This window comes from Brevibacterium sp. RIT 803, assembly GCF_016892625.1.
GTDB lineage: Bacteria > Actinomycetota > Actinomycetes > Actinomycetales > Brevibacteriaceae > Brevibacterium.
In genome coordinates this window covers 196,525-216,015 of sequence record NZ_JAFEMW010000002.1, presented here as the reverse complement: position 1 = coordinate 216,015, position 19,491 = coordinate 196,525, and the positions used below count along the sequence as shown (strand labels likewise).

General features: G+C 61.7%; 14 protein-coding genes. 7 read left to right on the top strand and 7 right to left on the bottom strand.

The features are described from left to right. Positions 1-104: 104 nt before the first annotated feature. Complete coding sequence (locus tag JTF07_RS08255; protein ID WP_204233793.1) at positions 105-1,574, bottom strand: DEAD/DEAH box helicase; 1,470 nt, start codon at positions 1,572-1,574, stop codon at positions 105-107. Positions 1,575-1,635: 61 nt separating this feature from the next. Here JTF07_RS08255 and JTF07_RS08250 point away from each other — a divergent pair, with 61 nt between their 5' ends. Beyond that, the gene (locus JTF07_RS08250; RefSeq protein WP_143921393.1) at positions 1,636-2,268 is read left to right on the top strand and encodes a ferritin-like fold-containing protein; all 633 of its coding nucleotides are present in this window, start codon (positions 1,636-1,638) and stop codon (positions 2,266-2,268) included. A gap of 126 nt (positions 2,269-2,394) precedes the next feature. Here the strand turns inward: JTF07_RS08250 and JTF07_RS08245 are convergent, their stop codons facing one another. Both JTF07_RS08245 and JTF07_RS08240 read right to left on the bottom strand, forming a co-directional pair. Then, positions 2,395-2,616: a DUF3107 domain-containing protein gene (locus JTF07_RS08245; RefSeq protein ID WP_143921394.1), complete on the bottom strand. Its 222-nt coding sequence runs from the start codon at positions 2,614-2,616 to the stop codon at positions 2,395-2,397. Between the two features lie 91 nt (positions 2,617-2,707). After that, positions 2,708-3,301 carry a TetR/AcrR family transcriptional regulator gene (locus tag JTF07_RS08240; RefSeq protein ID WP_252199625.1) on the bottom strand — a complete coding sequence of 198 codons (594 nt, stop codon included), beginning with the start codon at positions 3,299-3,301 and terminating at the stop codon, positions 2,708-2,710. A 97-nt stretch (positions 3,302-3,398) separates the two neighbouring features. Here JTF07_RS08240 and JTF07_RS08235 point away from each other — a divergent pair, with 97 nt between their 5' ends. After that, the gene (locus JTF07_RS08235) at positions 3,399-6,692 is read left to right on the top strand and encodes a PD-(D/E)XK nuclease family protein (protein ID WP_204233792.1); all 3,294 of its coding nucleotides are present in this window, start codon (positions 3,399-3,401) and stop codon (positions 6,690-6,692) included. Then, positions 6,692-9,877 carry an ATP-dependent helicase gene (locus tag JTF07_RS08230; protein WP_204233791.1) on the top strand — a complete coding sequence of 1,062 codons (3,186 nt, stop codon included), beginning with the start codon at positions 6,692-6,694 and terminating at the stop codon, positions 9,875-9,877. Before JTF07_RS08235 ends, JTF07_RS08230 begins: the two co-directional genes overlap by 1 nt. A 61-nt stretch (positions 9,878-9,938) precedes the next feature. On the opposite strand, the gene JTF07_RS08225 is transcribed toward JTF07_RS08230, so the two are convergent. Continuing rightward, a complete protein-coding gene (locus JTF07_RS08225) occupies positions 9,939-11,099 on the bottom strand; it encodes a protein kinase family protein (protein ID WP_204233790.1) in 1,161 nt (386 codons plus the stop codon). A gap of 105 nt (positions 11,100-11,204) precedes the next feature. On the opposite strand from JTF07_RS08225, the gene nudC reads away from it, so the two are divergent. Then, complete coding sequence (nudC, locus tag JTF07_RS08220; protein WP_204233789.1) at positions 11,205-12,182, top strand: NAD(+) diphosphatase; 978 nt, start codon at positions 11,205-11,207, stop codon at positions 12,180-12,182. After that, entirely contained in the window at positions 12,179-14,218 is a 2,040-nt protein-coding gene (locus JTF07_RS08215) for an ATP-dependent DNA helicase UvrD2 (RefSeq protein WP_204233788.1), read from the top strand. Before nudC ends, JTF07_RS08215 begins: the two co-directional genes overlap by 4 nt. Here the strand turns inward: JTF07_RS08215 and JTF07_RS08210 are convergent. Further along, complete coding sequence (locus JTF07_RS08210) at positions 14,195-15,097, bottom strand: hypothetical protein (protein ID WP_204233787.1); 903 nt, start codon at positions 15,095-15,097, stop codon at positions 14,195-14,197. The two genes, JTF07_RS08215 and JTF07_RS08210, sit on opposite strands and share 24 nt — an antisense overlap. A 517-nt stretch (positions 15,098-15,614) precedes the next feature. On the opposite strand from JTF07_RS08210, the gene JTF07_RS08205 reads away from it, so the two are divergent. Continuing rightward, positions 15,615-16,172: a M48 metallopeptidase family protein gene (locus JTF07_RS08205; RefSeq protein ID WP_204233786.1), complete on the top strand. Its 558-nt coding sequence runs from the start codon at positions 15,615-15,617 to the stop codon at positions 16,170-16,172. Here JTF07_RS08205 and JTF07_RS08200 read toward each other — a convergent pair. Then, positions 16,150-16,719, bottom strand: coding sequence for an NUDIX hydrolase (locus JTF07_RS08200; RefSeq protein WP_204233785.1), 570 nt, complete (start codon positions 16,717-16,719; stop codon positions 16,150-16,152). The two genes, JTF07_RS08205 and JTF07_RS08200, sit on opposite strands and share 23 nt — an antisense overlap. Next, positions 16,720-18,156, bottom strand: a complete 1,437-nt coding sequence (locus tag JTF07_RS08195) for a zinc-dependent metalloprotease (protein WP_204233784.1) — start codon at positions 18,154-18,156, stop codon at positions 16,720-16,722. It lies immediately after the preceding gene. A gap of 172 nt (positions 18,157-18,328) precedes the next feature. Here JTF07_RS08195 and JTF07_RS08190 point away from each other — a divergent pair, with 172 nt between their 5' ends. Next, positions 18,329-19,468 (top strand): YlbL family protein, encoded by a 1,140-nt coding sequence (locus JTF07_RS08190; RefSeq protein ID WP_204233783.1) that lies wholly within the window; start codon positions 18,329-18,331, stop codon positions 19,466-19,468. Positions 19,469-19,491: the final 23 nt, after the last annotated feature.

Below are 19,491 nucleotides of genomic sequence, written 5' to 3'. Positions count from 1 at the left end.
GGCTCCGCCATTGTCTGGGCACGAATTGAACGCAAGATGAACGAACGGCCCCGACCATAGTGGTCGGAGCCGCTCGTTCGGTTGCGCCCTTTGGGGCTTGCCGCCTATTCGGCTGAGGGCTGGCTGTCGCTGGGGGCGCTCGAAGTGCGTCCCACAGGCTTGCCGCCACGGGTACGTCGACGTTCGCGGTTGCGTCGTGGTTTCTTCGGTCCTTCATCCCCTGTGGAGGATCCGGTGCGGCCCGAGGAGCTGCCTCGGCGCTGTTCGGGCCTCTTCGGTCCGGAGTGGTCCTCGGCGCCTTCGGTCTGCTGTCGGCGCAGACGACCCTTTGTCCCTTTCGGAATGGAGAGATCGGCGAAGAAGTGCGGTGACGTCGAGTAGGTCTCGGCCGGCTCGTCATGGTCGAGTCCGAGGGCTTTGTTGATCAGTCGCCAGCGAGGCATGTCGTCCCAGTCGACAAGGGTCACTGCGATGCCGGTGTTGCCGGCGCGGCCGGTGCGGCCGATGCGGTGGACGTAGGTCTTCTCGTCGTCTGGGCACTGGTAGTTCACGACGTGGGTGACATCGTCGATGTCGATTCCGCGTGCAGCGACATCGGTGGCGACGAGGACGTCGACCTGACCGTCGCGGAACGACTTCAGGGCCTTCTCACGCTGTGCCTGACCGAGATCGCCGTGCAGCGGTTTGACCGCGAAGCCACGGTCGCCGAGCTCAGCGGCGAGTTTGTCCGCGGTCCGTTTGGTGCGAGTGAAGATGATGGTGCGTCCACGTCCCTCGGCCTGCAACATGCGGGCGACGAGTTCGCTCTTGTCCATCGAGTGGGCACGATAGACGTACTGAGCCGTGTTCTTGCCCAACAGCGACAGATCTTCGTTGTCGTGGGCGCGAATATGGGTGGGCCGGCTCATGTAGCGGCGGGCCAGGGTGATGACCGCGCCAGGCATAGTGGCGGAGAAGAGCATCGTCTGACGGTGCGCGGGCACAGCGTTGATGATCTTCTCGACATCGGGCAGGAACCCGAGATCGAGCATCTCATCGGCCTCGTCGAGGACGACCGTGCGGACCTTATGCAGCCGAAGGACCTTGCGACCATAGAGGTCGAGGAGGCGACCGGGTGTGCCGACGACAACATCGACACCCGACTTGAGCTTCTTGATCTGCGGGTCGAAGTCCATGCCGCCGTAGATCGTCATGATGTCGATGTCACGCTGTGTCGAGGCGGTCACCAGGTCGGCAGCGACCTGTTTGGCCAGCTCACGGGTGGGCACGACGACCAGAGCCTGGGGGAGGCGTGTCTCGGTGCTGTCAGACACGATGTCCGGCGTGTTCTCCGGGTCTGCCGAGACAGCGCCGTCTTCATTCTTGCCGATGACACGCTGCAGGAGGGGTATGCCGAAGCCCAGCGTCTTGCCGGTTCCTGTCTTTGCCTGTCCGATGATGTCGGCTCCCGACAGGGCCACGGGCAGCGTCATCGCCTGGATCGGGAACGGATGTGTGATGCCCTTGGCAGCCAATGCGGCCACGATCGGTCCAGCAACTCCAAGCTCAGCGAAATCTGGTTCTGTCTCCGCCATGTTTCAAACTCCTTTTAGCGCCTTCGCGCTCGTCATGGTCGTGAACCGGTACTCTTGAGTTATGCCCGATTCTGCCCCATTGGCCGGTAATAATGCTGCTACGCTCGCGCTGCTGGCGTTCGGCGAGTTGACCGCTTTCGAACGAATGGCCACCAACGCGACCACCGCGGTGCACATGGACGATAAAGTCACTCTGGCGCGGCTGGCCTCTCTGTCCTTTGCGAACTTCGAAGAGCTCTCGCAGCACATCAGTCGATTGGGCCAGGATGCGGTCGAGCTCTGTCAGCATTTCGAGCCGACCTTCACCGTGCTGGCTGAACGGACTCGTCCTCGTGACTGGCACGAAAGTCTCATGAAGGGATTCGTCTTCGACGGAATCATGAATGACTTCTACCGCACGGCCGTGGAGGAGCTCAGCGAGCCCGGATACAGCCTGGCAATTACAATTCTCGATGATACACGTGCGACCGAATATGTGCGCAATCGCCTGACCGCCGACGTCGCCGCCGACACCCAGCTGGCTTCGCGTCTGGCGCTGTGGGGTCGCAAGCTCGTGGCCGAAACATTGGGGCGCGCACGCAACCTTCTCACCGACTCTTTTCTGGGCATCGATGAGGAGTTGGTGGTGGCATCGATTCCGGCAGTGACGGCCAACCATTCGAAGCGGATGTCAGCCCTGGGGTTGGTGGCCTGAAGCTCCTTGATTCGGGTCCGTGAATAGGCTGAGGGCCCGGTGTCTGACCGGGCCCTCAGCCTATTCACGGGGAATTCACCGAGATGCGGCGTTCATCCGCGCACGATGTGTTGCGCAGGCAGTCGTTCAGGCGCCGAAGCCGACGCGACGGGCAGATTCCGTGCCGATCTCGACGTAGGCCAGAGCGGAAGCCGGGACGAATACCTGGCGCCCCTTCATGTCTGTGAAGGACAGCAGTGAATCGGCCTTGACGGATTCTTCGATGCGCGCGGCCAGATCCTTCGGTGCCTCGTCTGATTCCATGACGATTTCGCGCGGTGACTGCTTGACGCCGATCTTGATTTCCATTGTGCTCCTTGTACGGGTCGTGGTGTAAGTCGTCCTCAGCATAACGTCAGCGAGGTCGTGTTTTCTTCCCTCTCCAGATCAGAGTTCGCAATCACTTCGTCCTGAAGGACTGGAGGCCGCCCCAGCTCATCTGGGTGAGCAGGCTGACGGCGGTGTCGACGTCGATCTCCGGCGTCGTCTCGAGCTGCTTGACGACGACCTCGGCAGTGCCGATGAGAGTCCGGCACAGCATACGGGCCTGGATGTCGTCGAGATCGGTGTAGCTCTTCAGCGCAGTCATGACACGTGAGGCGGTGCGTTCTCGCAGGCCGCGGATCCGCTCCTGTGCCTCGGGCTCGTAGACATCGGAGTTGAAGAGGATGATGAACTCCTCACGGTGTGAGACGACGAACTCGAAGTAGGAGCGATAGGTGGCACGGACCTTCTCATGAGGATCATCGGTTGATCCGATCGCAGCGTCGAGTGTCGTGTCGAGGTGCGCGGCAGAATCGTCTATGAGTGCCAGGTAGAGGTCTTGCTTCGATGCGAAGTGCTGGTAGAGGACAGGCTTTGAGACACCGGCCGCCTCTGCGATCGTGTCCATCGAGGTGGTCCGGTATCCGCGTGTCGCAAAGACCGAACGTGCCACCCCCACCAACTGGTCACGGCGCTGTTCACGGGGCAATCTCTGTTGCGGGCTTGACATTCCTTCATGCTACGCGAAATCCAGAACCGGGACCGGTCAACGCGCTCGGGGTTGGCCACATCGTTCTCATGTCCGTGGCTCATGATGGAATACGAGTATGGATGAAGTGACTGAGGGGATCAGCGCGAAACTGCTCGCGGGGGAGTCGGTGACAGTCGTCGGACGCCCCGGGACGGGCAAGACGTCGAAGCTCGAATCCGTGTATGCACGGCTGATGGTCGAGGTCAGTCCCGCCTCGGTGCTGGTTCTCACGCCCAATCGCGATCATGCTGATGTGCTGCGCAACCGTCTCGCCGTACCCAGAGACGCGGTGCTGGCTTCCGCCCCGGCTCGAAGCATCTCGTCGTTCGCCTACGGAATTGCGCGCGCTGCTCACACGACGCGGACCGGCGATGACCTCGAGTTCATCTCGGGCGCTGATCAGGACGTGTTCCTCGCCGATCTCCTCGCCGGCCATGAACTCGGCCACGGCCGTGGACCGGCCTGGCCTGCTGAGATCACCGCGGAGGTGCGATCGACCTCCGCGTTTCGGACCGAGGTCCGAGATTTCCTCAACAGGGTCATGGAGTTCGATTTCGGTGTGCGGGTTCCTGCCCCGACCCCCGGCGGCGGGCCCGCTCAGACACCTGAGTTCGTGTTCGACTTCGGGCGCAGCGTGCTCGATCGTGCGCTTGAGAGGCATCACGATCCGAGGTGGGAAGCGGTGGCCCAGATTCTCGATGAATACCTCGACATCATGAGCATGCCCGGCTACGGAGGCACAGACTCTGCGACTGTCCTGGCACGAGCGGCATTCGAGGTACTGCGCGAACCCGCCGAGGTGACCGCGGGCCGAGCCTGGACTTTCGCACCCGATGTGGTGCCCACCGTGGTCCTTGCCGACGGAGTTCAGGACTTTCCCGCTGCGAGCTGGGGTCTGCTTGAGCAGCTGCGTGAGCGCGGAAGTGCTTTGGCGCTCTTCGGCAGTCCGGAGACCGTGACCGGACGTTTCCACGGTGCTGATGCCTCGATCGTCGATCGCAGTGCTGCCGACGATGGATTCACCACCGTGATCCTGCCCGAGGTGAAGGGCATAGGACCTGACATCGTCAACGTCAGCGATGACTTCGGCCGTCGCATCACCACTCGGTGGGGGTTGCACCATATGCCACGCCCCAGCGGCGGGCCCGGCACCTCAGATGACCCTCCTGTCGCCGTTGACTCTTCTGACGAGACCGCAGCCTGTACAGCCGCCGAATCGGTTGTCGATGCCGTTGATGACGCTGTCCTCGCGTTTTCGCGTGACCTGCCAGATACGGTGGAGACCCATGTTTTCGAGGGCGCAGCTTCGAGCTACCGATACCTGGCACGTCGAGTGACGAGCTTCGTCGAAGACGGGCATTCATGGTCGGATGTGGCTGTGCTGTGTCGCAACACGTCGACAGCTCGAGTCGTCGCGAACGAACTGAGTGCCTCTGGTGTGGCGACCGCGAACATCATGCAGCCTCTCAGCGTCGACCCCGCCACCGCACCGCTGATCGAGCTGCTCTCACGCACCCCGGACTTCGCCGACGACGAATCGATCGCTGCACAGGCTCTGGACCTGGCCGGAAGCGTCTATGTCCGCCTCGACCCGGTGCAGATCAGACGGTTCAAGCGTGTGGTGAGGAAGAGGTTTCCTGCAGCGAACAGTTCGACCTCGCTGGCACAGGCGCTGCGCAACGATGTCGACGACGCATCCCCGACCGGGCTAGCCACGATCTCCCGGATGCTGCACGCTGCAGCCGAGGTGCGATCGGTCGACCCGCACCAAGCCCTCTGGATGATCTGGGAGGCCTCAGACGTCGCAGAGAAATGGCAGTCGGAGGCCCTTCGCGACCCGGATTCCGTGGCCAATTCGCACCTGGACTCTGTGCTGCGGCTGTTCACCTTAGCGCAGAAGATCTCCGATCGTGGCGGATTCACAGCACGTTCGTTCGCCGGGATCGTGGCAGAACAGGACATTGCGCAGGATTCCCTGGCTGCGCGTGCCGGCACTGACGATCATGTGCAGGTGGGCACCCCGTCATCCCTGGCACATCTGCGAGTCCCTCTCGTCATCATCGCCGAGGTCAACGAAGGAGTCTGGCCCAACCCGAAGCTCCGCGGCGGAATCCTCGGGCTCGATGATCTCAGCTCTGTGCTGACAACTGGTGAGACTGCGACCGGTGACCCGGGATACCACGCCCACGCCAAACGGAGGAATCTTCGTGAAGAGGGCGAACTCTTCTACACGGCGCTGACTCGCGCCGAAGAGCATGTCATCGTCACCGCAATCTCCGATGCTGAGAGCAACCCCTCGCCGTTCTTCGACGTGATCGCGGCGCGGACAGCGAAGGGCACCGAAGATGCGGACAGCTACGCGATCACTCACGAGGACGAACTCCTGCCGCTGTCCCTGGCAGAGATGGCTGCACACACTCGGGCACGACTGCTGAGAGCCGCAGCTGACCCGGCACAGGAAGAACCCGAGGAAGATGTGGATGCCTGGGCACAGCTGCTGGCGGCACTGACTGCCACGAGCCCTGCGGTCGAACCACCTGAACAGTGGCGCGAGACCGAAGACATCACCTCCTCCGAGCCTCTCTTCACCTCCGAAGACACGGTGAGAGTCTCACCGTCTCAGGTCGAGTCCTTCACCGGCTGCTCGCTGCGATGGTTCCTCACCCGCAATGGAGGTGACAGGCCGGGTTCCCTGGCACAGAGCTTAGGGACGATCATCCACGCTGCGGCGGAGACCTTCCCGCAGGGCCCGCCCTCAGCGATCCGCGACTACGTGGACAAGGAGTTCACGACGCTCGAGTTCGACGCGGAGTGGGAGCGAGATCGCGAACACACCTTGGCGATGAAGATGGCCGACCGCCTCGGCGAATACATCAAGACCGCACCTGGTGAGCCCATCGGCGTCGAAGCCCAGGTGTACGCCACCGGAGTTGATGACAAAGGTCAGGAATGGAAGGTCACCGGTCGCCTTGATCGGCTCGAGCAGACGCCAGAGGGCATCAGGATCGTCGACTTCAAAACCGGAAAGAACGTGGTCAAGGGTCAGGAGATGCCCCGTCACGCCCAACTCGGCGTCTACCAAGAGGCGATCAACTCCGGGACCATCACCATTGGAGAAGACCAGGTCATCGACGCCAAGGCGTACGGTGCCGAACTCGTGTTCCTGCGCAACTCCAAGCAGACGACGAGAGAGCAGTCCGCGCTCGAGATCGACGAGGATCCGGGCTGGGCCCGCGATCTCATCAACGGTGTCTCCGATCGTATGCGGGCTGCCCAGTTTCCAGCCAGGGTCGAGCCTCAGAAATGCCTGAGCTGTCCTGTGCGCACCTCCTGCCCGGCAATCGGGCCCCAGACGTTGGAAGAGTCCTGATGCGCTTCACCGCAGAACAGCTGGCCCGCCTGACCGCCGCCGACCCTGCTCAGGCGTTCCCCCCGAGCGAAGAGCAGCGAATCATCATCGAAGCCGACCCCCAGCAGTCGATGAAGGTCACTGCCGGTGCCGGTTCTGGCAAGACGACAGTGATCTCCCAACGGGTGGTGTGGCTCGTAGCCAATGGCTTCGTCGCGCCCGAAGAGATCTTGGGACTCACCTTCACTCGGAAGGCCGTGGGTGAACTGGGTGGTCGGATCAGGGTGCTCTTGGCCCGTCTGCGCCATAGCCTCGGGCTGGGTTCCGACATGAGCCTTCCTGGTCTCGATAACCCCACAGTCTCGACGTACAACTCCTATGCGGCCTCGATCGTCAGCGAGCACGGAGTCAGCATCGGCATCGAACCCGAGACCGTGCTCCTTGATGACGCCGCTGCTCACACAATCGCCGGCTCGATCATCGACTCAACCTCAACAGAGGAGATCCCCGGCAACTTCGCACGAGAGACGATGATCGCCGACATCATCTCGCTGGCAGCGGCGATGAATGACCACGGTCGCGACGTCGAGGAAGTCACTGACTATCTCGACCAGTGTCTGCACGCACTGGTCTCAGGCAAGGGCAAACCCGTGGACCCCAATGGTCGCCGGGCCAAACTCGAAGCAAAGATCAAGACAGCGAAATTGGCCGGCGCATATATGAACGCCAAACGTCGCAACTTGGCCATGGACTTCTCGGACCAGGTTCGGTTCGCACAACGCATCCTCGACGAAGTGCCTGCCGCTCGCAGTGCCGAACAGCAGCGGTGGTCAATCGTTCTCCTCGATGAGTTCCAAGACACCTCAGTCGCCCAGCTGAAACTGCTGCGCGATCTGTTCCATTCCACCGCGGTGACAGCCGTGGGAGATCCCAGACAGGCCATCTACGGTTGGCGCGGTGCCAGCGCTGACAACATGATCCGCTTCTCAGCAGACTTCTCGAACGTGGCGCCGCTGACATTGAGCACCAGCTGGCGCAACGACCACACGATCCTGAAGGTCGCCAACCGGACAGCGGACGGACTGGCCGGGAGCCGGGAAAAGCCGCTGACAGCTCGCACCGGAGCAGGAGACGGTGACGTGGTCATCGACGTCAGCTCGGGGGCGCATGATGCCGACTTCCTCACCGTCGGACTCCGGTCACTGACAGAATGGGTGGCCACACTGCCCGCAGGATCGTCGACAGCGGTCCTGTGCCGCAAACGCGCCCACTTTGCGCCCGTCGCCGCGGCGCTCGAGGCTGCGGGCCACGCCGTTCACGTGCATGGCTCTTCAGGTCTCCTGAGTGACCCTTTCGTCGCCGATCTGCGGGCAGTCCTCACTGCCGCAGTCGACCCGATGGCCGGCGACAGTCTGATGAGGCTGATCAGCGGACGTCTGCTGGGTCTGGGCGCCACAGACATCGCCGCATTGCAGACATTCACCCGGAAGCAGAACGACCTGCGACTGACCGAGCTCCTGGGGGAGAGCCCTGACGGCACGGGTATTGTGCCCGAGGCCATCGATCAGCCCACGATCGTCGAAGGCCTTGACGAACTCGTCGATCTCTCCGAGGCACTTGCAGGTTCGGCGAATATCGCGGGCGCACGAGCCATGGTGAATAACTTCCGCACTTCGGGGCTGAGCTCGATGGCACTGGAACGGCTGGTGAAGCTGGCACGAGCTCTGCGTCATGTCCGCTCCGGTTCCGGCACCATCGCCTCGATCATCCGCACCGCGATGACGGAAACCGGAGTCGACTCCGATATCTGGGGGCTGAGTGATTCGCTGCGCAATCTTCATCGCTCAGCGATCGATTCCCTCTTGTCAGCAGCAAGCCAGTATTCGGCAACCGATGACCAGCCATCGGTGTCGGGTTTCCTGGAGTGGCTGACCTTGATGGAGGCGAAGGACTCGCTGAGCGTGGCCGAATCGAATTCCGCCTCCGACGCGATCGACATCATGACAGTGCACGCCTCGAAGGGCCTCGAATTCGATGCGGTCGCTGTGCCGTCACTGGTAGTCAAGGACTTCCCGACGGAACCGCGTGACAAAGAAGGGTGGATGGACAGAACCGCTCTGCCGTATCCGCTGCGAGGTGACCGCGCGCATTTGGTTGACTATGATCTCCGCACCGCCGACTTCGATACGAAGAAGGCACTCGACGAATGGGTCAACGAATTCATCAAACCAGCCATCGCCGATGCACACGAGGAAGAAGAGCGGCGCCTCGCCTACGTCGCATTCACCCGGGCCAAGCACTATCTGTGGTTGGGTGCAGAACTGATGGGTGCCAGAGCCAACCCTGACGAGCCGTCCCCGTTCCTGACCGAGGCGATCGAAGTGCTGCAGCGCGACGTCGAGATGCCGGAACCTGCCGAAGAATCCGCGGAGGACCGTATCGAGACAAGCATGTGGCCCGTGCCGCGAACAGAACGTGTGTTCACGGCCCGACGCGCGGCCGAGTGGGTCACCTCCGCTGCACCAGCCGGTCTTGACGAACTGGCACAGCGCCCGGGACTCGTGGGCGACTATGCGCGACAGGCACTGCGGATCAGCAGCCGCCCAGGTACAGCAACCACCGGAAGCGTCCCGGATCGACTGTCGGCAACTGCTCTAGTCTCGTGGCGCAGGGATCCACAGCAGTTCATCACCCAGACACTGCGCCCGATCCCGAATCCGCCGAGCCGAGCCGCAGAGATCGGGACCACCTTCCACTCCTGGGTCGAGCAGCATTTCGGACAGGCGAGCATCGACATCGACGACGAACAGCAGGTTCAGGCCATCGACAGAACCACGATCGAGCGTCTGCAGCAGACGTTCATCGACTCCGAGTTCGCGAGCAGGCATGCCGACCACATCGAAATGTCATTCGAACTGGTCCTCGGCCGATTCAGAGTCCCCGGGAAGATCGATGCGGTCTTCATCACCGGCGATCATGCTGAAGTCGTCGACTGGAAGACCTCGAAACTGCCGGATGAGAAGACGCTTGAGGTGATGAAGTGGCAGCTGGCTCTCTACCGTTTCGCCATCCAACGGGTCCATCCCGAAATCGCCGAGGTGACGGGAACCTTCTACTTCGTCGGCAGCGACGACATTGTGAAGTTCACTCAGCTTCCGGAGGAATCCGAGATCGTTGCGTGGCTGGAGGACAACGACAGCACATGAGGCGGTGACACAGTCTGAGCGGGCGAGCGGATCTGGTCCTCAGCTCAGGGTCAGGTTCGGATCAGGGGCGGAGAACTCCGTCGTCTGGTTCCGTGTCATCGGGCTCAGCGTCACCTGTTTGAACGTCGTCCGGTGCGGACTCTTCATCGATGACGTTCTCGGTCTCCACTCCCGCATCGGACTGCGGCTTGCTCTTCGGCTCCGGCTCGCGCTCTTTCGGCAGTGCATCCGCTTCTGGAGCTGAGCCGTGGTCGGAGCGTGCGGCCGCCAGACCGCCGGAAGCAGCGTTGGGGCCTGCTGCGTCCTTCGCGAAGAGGACGTCATTGAACGAGGACAGCAGTTCACCCGCGTCCTGTACTGCCTCCTCATCGCCGGAATCCACTGCTTCGAGGAGCCAGTCAAGGACAGCGAACTCGGCCAACAGTTCGGCACGAGTGATCACATGTTCGTCGGCGCGGGGACGTGAGTTTCTGTATTCGCTGAAGAAGGTCGGGACAGCGGCAGGGTCGATGAGCGCAGAGGCTGCGGCCAGATCGATGGCAGGATCGGAGACCCGCAGCCGTTCGATTCCCGACAGCGCGAGCACCCGCTCCTGATCGGTGTAGACGCTCGTCTCGTCGATCGCTCCGTGGATGGGGGTGGCGAGGAAGCGCCACAGGGAGACCTTCTCGAACTCCTCTTCCCAGTGCTGGAGCAGATCTGCCGGCACCCGGCCCGTGGCTGCGGCCTGATCAAGTCGCTCCAAGATCTGAAATTGGAAACGGGACGGGTCTTCGACGGGGAACCCCGCCTCGGAGATTGATTCCGGAGCCGCCGAATGCAGGGTGGCCAGGGCCTGTGCCAACGAGCTCGCCCGCGCGATGTCAGCAATGGCCTGATCGCCTACGGGGGCACCGGGCAAGGGTTCGATGAGAGTGACAGTGATGGGTGCAGAAGTATCGAAGTAGTCGGCTTCGACCTCAATGATCGCGCGCAGATGGGGCCAGGTGAATCCGGCATGCGGGTACATCGTGTCGTAGATTCGAGCAGCTTCAGCGGCTGAACCGGTGTCTGCGGATCGATCGAGACTCGTCTGTGCCGTCGCGACCAACTGCTGCTGACCGTCGTCAAGCAGCACTCTGACTCCCAACCCCAGTGACGGCAGGGGGACCCACTGCGTCGGGGTAAAGTCTTCGAGCATCGTTGCCGCGACAGCTGCCAACTTGAGCGCCTTGGTATTCACCCTCCCCAATCTACCGTCTGGCGCGGCCGGAGACCGGAGATTCGGCTGTTGAGCGTGTCAGCACCCACACTTCCTACGTCATGGCCCTGAGTTATCGTGGAGGGCATGAAGCCACTGCCACTCGTGAAGCCGATCAGTCTGGCCCGCCATGGGATCGATCGAGACCATCTCTCTCGGGGTCAGGACGGTGACCTGCAGGAGCTGTGGGCCAGCGGAGCAACACCCGTGTTCGAACATCGTGGGTCACTCCTCGTGGCGGCCGGGGGCCTGTTCATCAGCGATCCCGGAATGGTTCCGGAGGAGCAGACAGAGATCTACCTCGGCCGCGACGACGAAGGAAACCGGTACATCGGGGTCTCCCTTGATGATTCCGGTCGCAGCCGACTCGACACCTGGCTGGCAACTTCTCGTGCCCGCGACGCCACAGATCTGCTGACCGCGCCGGGGGAGGGCATCGACAGCGCCGAGCCTATGTGGATGCCGCTGCGTCAGTTGGCCGAGTCCCTCGATGACGTGCAGGTGTCCCTGGCATGCGAGATCGTGGGCCTGGGCAATTGGCACAGAGCCCACCAGTTCTCGCCCCGGACGGGGCAGCCGACCCGTCCCACCCTCGGCGGCTGGGTGAGAACAGACCCAGACAACGGCAGCGAACATTTCCCTCGTACCGACCCTGCTGTGATCGTCCTCATCATCAACACGGACGAGGCCGGTGTCGAAAGAGTGCTGCTGGGAAACAATGCGGCGTGGGAAGTCGACCGCTACTCCCTGCTGGCCGGATTCGTCGAACCCGGTGAGACCTTGGAGCACGCAGTCATTCGTGAGGTGTTCGAAGAGGCCCACGTCGAAGTTGTGGATCCGAAGTACCTCGGGTCCCAACCCTGGCCGTTCCCGTGCTCACTCATGCTCGGCTTCTCAGCTGAAGCTCCGAGTCTCGAATTCGCCGCCGACGAGGCTGAAATCGCCACCTTGACCTGGTTCACGCGTGAGGAACTGCTCGCAGCCATCGAACGCGGCACAGTCCGGGCGCCTGGACTCGTCTCGATCGCAGGACAGCTCCTCTACAGCTGGTTGGACAACATTTGAACGCTCAGGCAGCAGCGCTCCTCGACGCTCTCGACGAGGAGCAGAAAGAGGTCGCCACCCAGTTCTCCACACCGGTGATCGTCCTGGCCGGAGCCGGGACGGGCAAGACCCGTGCCATGACCCATCGCATCGCCTACGGCATTGCCACCGATGAGTTCCCTCCCAATCACGTTCTGGCTCTGACCTTCACAGCCAAGGCAGCGGGAGAGATGCGGTCTCGGCTGCGCGACCTCGGAGTTCCCGCTGTCCAGGCCCGAACCTTTCACTCGGCAGCTCTTCGCCAGCTGCGCTTCTTCTGGGATCGGTTTGCGACCGGAGACTTCCCCCGAATCATTGACAATAAGGCGGGGATCCTCGGTTCGGTGCTGCAGAGCATGGGGATCGAGACCAGCCGGGAACTGAATCGAGATGTGGCCTCTGAACTCGAATTCTCTGCCGCGTCCCTCCTCGGTGTCGATGACTATGCCACCCAAGCCGCCGCACGCGATCTTCCCGGACAATTGGGCGTCGAAGACATGGTGCGCATCTTCGAGGCATACAGCGAAGCGAAGACACGCGGCCGGTTGATGGACTTCGAAGACGTTCTGCTCGTTCTGGACGGAATGCTCGCAGAATACCCAGCCATCGCAGCAGACATTCGTGATCAGTACCGACACTTCGTCGTCGACGAGTTCCAAGACGTCTCACCCCTCCAATATGATGTGCTCTCGCGTTGGCTGGGGCCACGCGACAACCTCTGCGTAGTCGGTGACCCGGCCCAGACGATCTATTCGTTCGCCGGAGCAGACTCTTCACTGCTGAGGACCCTCGACGCCTCACTGCCGACGTCGACGACGATCCAGCTGGTCCGCAACTATCGGTCGACGAAGGCGATTGTGTCGACGGCGAACAACCTGCTTCGGCACACATCCCGCGAGGCGCTGACCCTGCGCACAGACAATCCCGAGGGACAGCAGCCGGCGATGACCGAGTATCCGACCGATGACGCTGAAGCCGCCGGGGTCGTCAAGGCCATCTCTGCCGAGATCAATGCCGGCCGGCGACCACGAAACATCGCGATTCTCTTCCGCACGAATGGACAGAGTCCCGCTTATGAGCAGGCTCTGGCGGCAGCCGGAATCCCGTACGTTCTGCGAGGCGGGGAGAGGTACTTCGCGCGCAAGGAAGTCAAAGAAGCCGTCCTCATGCTGAAAGCGGCCCGCGCTACCTCGAGCGGCAGGCCCCTACCGGAGGTCGTCGCCGAGGTGCTGGTGTCCCTGGGGTACTCGAGCAAACCACCCGCGGCAGGCGCAAGCAGACAGAAATGGGAATCTCTGAAGGCCCTGGTCGATCTGGCCGAGACACATCAGTCAGGATCTGAGCTGCCGGTGCCACTGGAAACGTTTCTCGCAGACCTCAGCGATCGAGCCGAACACCAATTCGCCCCTGATATCGAGGGTGTCACCCTGGCCTCATTTCACGCGGCCAAAGGTCTTGAATGGGACAGTGTGCACCTCGTCGGGCTCAGCGAGGGCCTGTTGCCGATCAGCTATGCCCAGACGCCGCGAACGGTGGCTGAGGAGCGGCGTCTGTTCTATGTGGCCCTGACCCGTGCGGGCCGTGACCTCAGCTTGAGCTGGTCACAGTCACGCCACGACTCCAAGCAGCGACCACGTAAGCCGTCCCGATTCCTCAGCGAACTCGGGCGAGTCGATCAGACGGTGGGTCAGGGTCGTGGGACTGCGACCTCGGTGGCGATGAATCGCTGCAGATCGTGTGGCAAGGTGCTCGTATCCCAAGTCGACCGAGCCCTGTCCAGGTGTGCGAACTGCCCCGCCGACATCGACCTTGAACTCCTCGACCGACTGCGACGATGGCGGGTCCGTGTCGGTTTGGAACAGGGGTTGCCTCCCTATCTCGTCCTCACCGACACATCGATCTCCGCGATCGCAGAGATCAGACCGCAGGACATGACATCGTTGGCGAAGATCCCTGGAGTCGGTGCCACCAAACTCGAACTCTATGGGTCAGGGTTACTGAGCCTGCTCGTCGATTAGGTCGAAGTGGGGGACGGACACACGGCACTGGCAGCGAGGATGGAACGACAGGGCCTCGTCTGTGCCGACGCCTGTAGCCAGAGAGACGCTTCTGCGCACCGGCTGTGTGTCTGGGCGCAGCAGCGATCGTCTGAGGATCTGAACGGCGTTGAGTGCGCCCAGCCCACGTGACAAGGGATCGCTGAGACTCTCGCGGTCTGGGAGGGCTCGAACGTGGGGGTACTGGTCCAGCCAGGAATCATCGGCGTCTTTCCTCCGCAGGCACTCACACACGGCGCACGGCGTAGCCCCGGGCCGGATGAGGCCGATGATCTCGAGAGAGTATTCCCCGATCACAACCTGGCAGTGCGGGATCTCACGATCCGTGAGCCAAGTGGCAGTATGAATGTCTGGGACGAGGTACGAGGTTGTGATCACCAGCGGTGAGGACAGCAGATCGAGGTCTTCGACGCGATGCTGTTCTGCGATAGCGAAACCGGAGGCTGAGAGATACTGGTCTGTGATGGCTCTCAACGGCCCCACCACCAGAATCGGCGAATCTCCGAGGACTCTCGATACACGATCAGGTGAGAGGGCGAAGATCTGCGCAGTCGCCAACAGCGGCGAACTCTTAGTCGTCATCACGGCATCGGCATCGTCGGGAACCATGACCCCTGCTTCATCGAGCAGCGTGATCAGCGAACTCGCCCGGCCCAGGTCGGCACCGAGATCCTGAGCTCGAGAGTAGTACTGGGCTGAACCGACACCCATCCGCAGCTCTTCGACGAGAGCGATATCTGCAGGCAGGAGACCGTCGATGAGCACCGGATCATCGACGCCGAACTGCACACACGATGGTGAACGCCATGTGATCGGCACACTGGGAAAAACTCGGAACATGTCTCCACCTCGCCTCGAACGCCTCGAACTTCCACAGTAGTGAAGGTGGACGAGATCCGCTATGGCTGAGATGGAACTGTGGAAAACCCTGTGGAAAACAGTTGAGGGCAGGCCGGAAAATGCATTCCGACATGCCCTCAACCGCTTTGTGCCCCAGGCGCTCGCGGAAACTCGTGCAGCTTCCCCTTCCGCACGCATCTCCGGGTTTTCCGGGGTCAATCATAGAACCTATTCTGCATTTGCCGCCCCGTCAATGTCGGTTCATGCACAGACCGTTCAACAGCGTGTGGATAACCTGTGGATATCCCGCCATGAGCTGTGGAGAAAAGGTGCCTTGAATGATTGGGGGAGTTGCTCCGCGGAGAGTGAAAGCGTAGGTCACTTCCGCACTTGGAGCCCACGGCGGATAATTCGGCCTGTGGACAGCCCGGCAGACGGCACAGAATATTGATACTCAGGAAACTCACAACTAGAGACGAAAGAAACAGTGGCCCGTTGAATTTCCTATGATGGGTCTGTGGCAACTCAACAGCGATGGACCGAAGAGGACGTGCTGCGGGCGATCGCCCGCGGAGAGATCGAAGTGCGCCGCTCGGCACGCCGGAAGAAGACCATCTCGGTCTCAAAGGAAGTTGATACGTATGTTCTCAGCACACCTGTGAGATACAGCGTGGAGCACAACATTCGGTCGTTGACTGATCTCTTCAATCGACTTGCCGCCAGGGACCATTCTTCGGCGGCCGATCTCGTCGAGCTGGCGGACGAGATGAGCCAGCGTTATTTCGACGGTCGTCTGCGACCGCAGTCGATCAGGTGGGTGACGAATCAGAACATCAGTCGATGGGCTTCGACGACGACGTCGTCAGGCGACATCAGGGTTTCCCACCGTCTGCAGAAAGTGCCTCGTTGGGTGTTGGAGACAGTCATCGTCCATGAACTTGCCCACCTGCAGATAGGCCCACATTCCAGGGCATTTCACGAGTTGGCAGACAGACACCCCCGGCAGGCGGATGCGAAGCTCTACCTTGAGGGCTTCAGTGCGGGGGAGCAGTTCAGCCGGGGTGGCGGTCGCTGACCTGCTGGGCTGCCACCCCTGCCTGGTACAGCTTCGGCAGTCGCACGACGAGATCGGGCATGAGTGAGGATGGCAGCGCGCTGAGCGGGAACCACTTCACCGCAAGGGACTCGTCGGAGACGACCGGGACCTGGTCGGCGGAGGCGACTGCCGCGAACACCACGTCGAAATGACGTTCGCAGGCGCCGAACGAAGCCGAGAGATCATGCACATGGAGATCGATCGGCGCGGGCGAGAACCAGGTCAGCCGGCTCAGCCCACTCTCCTCCATAGCCTCTCTGCGTGCCGCGGAGCGCAGACTATCGTCCTCGGCTTCGAGGTGCCCACCGAACTGGCCCCAGAGGCCAGCCTTGCGGTGGTGGTTGAGAAGCACGGACTCGGTGTCGGGGTCGAAGACGAGGCAGCTGGCAGTGACATGTTCAGCGCCAGCCCCGCGTCGCAGCGCTGCATCACCGAAAGCCGAGAACAGGCGTTCGAAGTCGGCCGCGAAATCAGTCGGCGTTGATGTGGTGCGGACCTCGGCGCGAGCTGTGTCGAGATGAATCATTCAGTTCTCGCTGCGACCGCCGGTCTCATCGCCGTCGTCTGATCCATCGTCGGAATCCGAATCGGCATCCGAGTCGGCATCGTTCTGCGGCTCCGAGTCTGCGCTGGGCTCGGTGCCTTCAATGCCTTCGTCCAGAATTCTGCTCAGTGCTTCGTCAAGGGTGGATTCGCTGGTCCACTCGGCGTGCCGACGTTCGGAGTAGCCCAACGGGTCGTCGAGGTCCTGTGTCGTCGGCAGCAGGTCGGGGTGGGAGAACACCTTGTCTCTGGCCTCGGTGCCTCCCTGCGTCTCGAGATATCCGAACAGAGCCGCAGCGTCGCGCAGGCGCCGTGGATTGAACTCCAAACCGACCAAGGTTGAGAAAGTCTTCTCGGCAGGGCCTGCCGTGGCTCGGCGGCGACGAAGGGCTTCACGGATCTGATCGCGTCCGGGAAGATGCGCACAGGCGGAATAGACGACCACGTCGACCCAGCCTGCGATGACTGCGAGGAGGTTCTCCAGATTCGTCAGTGCCTTCTTCTGATCCTCGGTGGTCGGAGGATTGAACAGGCCCTGACGGATATTGTCGCTGAGGTCGGAGATGTTGGACGGATCGACCTGCGAGGCCATGTCCTCAATCTGTGAAGTGTCGACCTTCAGGCCCTGCGCATAGCGGGTCAGTGCAGTTTCGACCTGTGCGCTGAGCCAGGGAGCTCGTTCGAACAGCGCGAGATGCGCGAGTTCCTGGGCGGCCAGGTAGATCCTGACTTCCGAGGCGTCGACGTCGATCTCGGAGGCGAACTTCTCCACGTTGGTCTCCACGAGCACTGCACTGTCATGAGGCAGCAGGGGCAGTCCCACCTCGGTGCCGGTGAGAACGCTCTCCGACAACGCACCCACTGCCTGACCGATCTGCATGGCGAACATCGAATCGCTCATCGAACCGAACATCGACGAGGCACCGGCAAGGATGCCCTTCATCTCTGCCGGCACCTGAGTCTCAAGGGTCTCTGTCAGGGCAGTGGACATGTTCTCTTTGATCGGGAGAACGAATTTCTGCCACCCGGGCATGGTCTCGCTGACCCACTCCGCGCGGGTCAGTGTACGTGCTGTTCGATTGGCCACGGAGAATTCGGTCGCCTCGGCGAGCCACAGTTCGGCAAGTCGGAAGGCATCGGTGGTCGCTTTGACAGATTCCTGGCCCACCGCAGGGTCAGGGCTCGGAACAGCCTTCTGCGCGATCGACGTCGCCTGGGCCTGAGGATCGGAACCCTGTCCGAAGAGACCCTGCATCTGATTCATAATGGTTGACATCATCGCCGGGTCGATCTGGAATCCCTGCGGACCGGGATTTCCGTCCTTGTCATCGCCCTGACCGGAGCCGGGACCGTTCGCTCCGAACAGCATTCCGAAGATCTGCTCGAACGGATTCTGCTCGTTGTTGTTGTCATCGCTCATTTTTCTCAAAGCCCCCAAGGATCGGTTTGTCTTATACGTTAACGGTTCCGCATGTGGGAAGCTTCCCAATTCCGGGAGGTTTCGGAGGATGTTCGCACCGGGCGAAAGGAGTCTGTGAAACTCACGGTCAGGTTTCAACTAGACTGGTTGGGCGGTGCAGCGAAAGGATCACATGACAGCTAATGCCCCTCGGGCCGTGCCGGTGCCCGCAGCACCGACGCGTGGCGACACTCGACGACGCGCTCCACGTCTGACCACGACTTCAGGGGTCATGACATACATCCTTATCGCTCTTGCGGTTTTACTGCCGGTGCCATACATGCTGCAGCTGCCTGGGCCGGTGTTCAACACCCTCGGCGACTATCAGGACAAACCCATGATCGACGTCTCCGGTGCCACAACCTACCCGACCAGCGGCCGCATCGATATGCTCACCGTGGCTGTGAGCGGCGGCCCGGGCCGGGATACCTATGCTTCGCAGGCACTGGGTGCTCTGCTTCACGGCAAGGAGACGGTCATCCCCACCGAGGCCTACTACCCTCTCGACACGACGCGGGAAGATGTGGCCGCTTCCAACGCGGTGGAGATGTCATCCAGTCAGGATGTGGCCGTTGCCGCAGCAATGGGACAGCTCGACAAACCGTATAAGGTCCACCTTCTCGTCGGTGATGTGGTTCCCGATTCGCCCGCCGAAGCGGAACTGCGCAAGGGCGATCGGATCATTTCCGTGAATGGGAAGAAATTGGATTCCGACCCGGCAGCTGCACAGGTGATGAGCGAGACGGTTCAGTCCTCCGACTCGGTCGACCTCGTTGTCGAACGCGGTGGGAAGAAGACCGACGTCGCGCTGAAATCAGAGACGATCGACGGGCGCAAAGCCGTCGGTATCAGCATGAAACAGGACTTTGAGTTCCCTGTCGATGTGGCCTTCAACGTCGAAGGCATCGGTGGCCCCTCAGCGGGCACCATGTTCGCATTGGCGATCGTCGACGAACTCACACCCGGTGCTATGACCGGTGGAAAGCATGTGGCAGGAACCGGCGAGATCGATCCTGCAGGAAATGTGGGCCCCATCGGTGGGGCTCGACAGAAGGTAGCGGCCTCGACTGCAAAGGGGGCGAAGCTCTTCCTCTCGCCCGCAGACAACTGTGCAGAGGTCATCGGGGCTGCCGATCAGTCCAAGATCACGGTGGCGCGCATCGACACGCTCGATGATGCGCAGAATGCCGTGGAGCAGTACGCAGCCGGAGACACTTCGGATCTGAAGAAGTGTTCAGCTGGCGGCGCCGACAACAACGAGAAAGGGCAGTAGTGAGCTCTCCGTCCTCACCCACC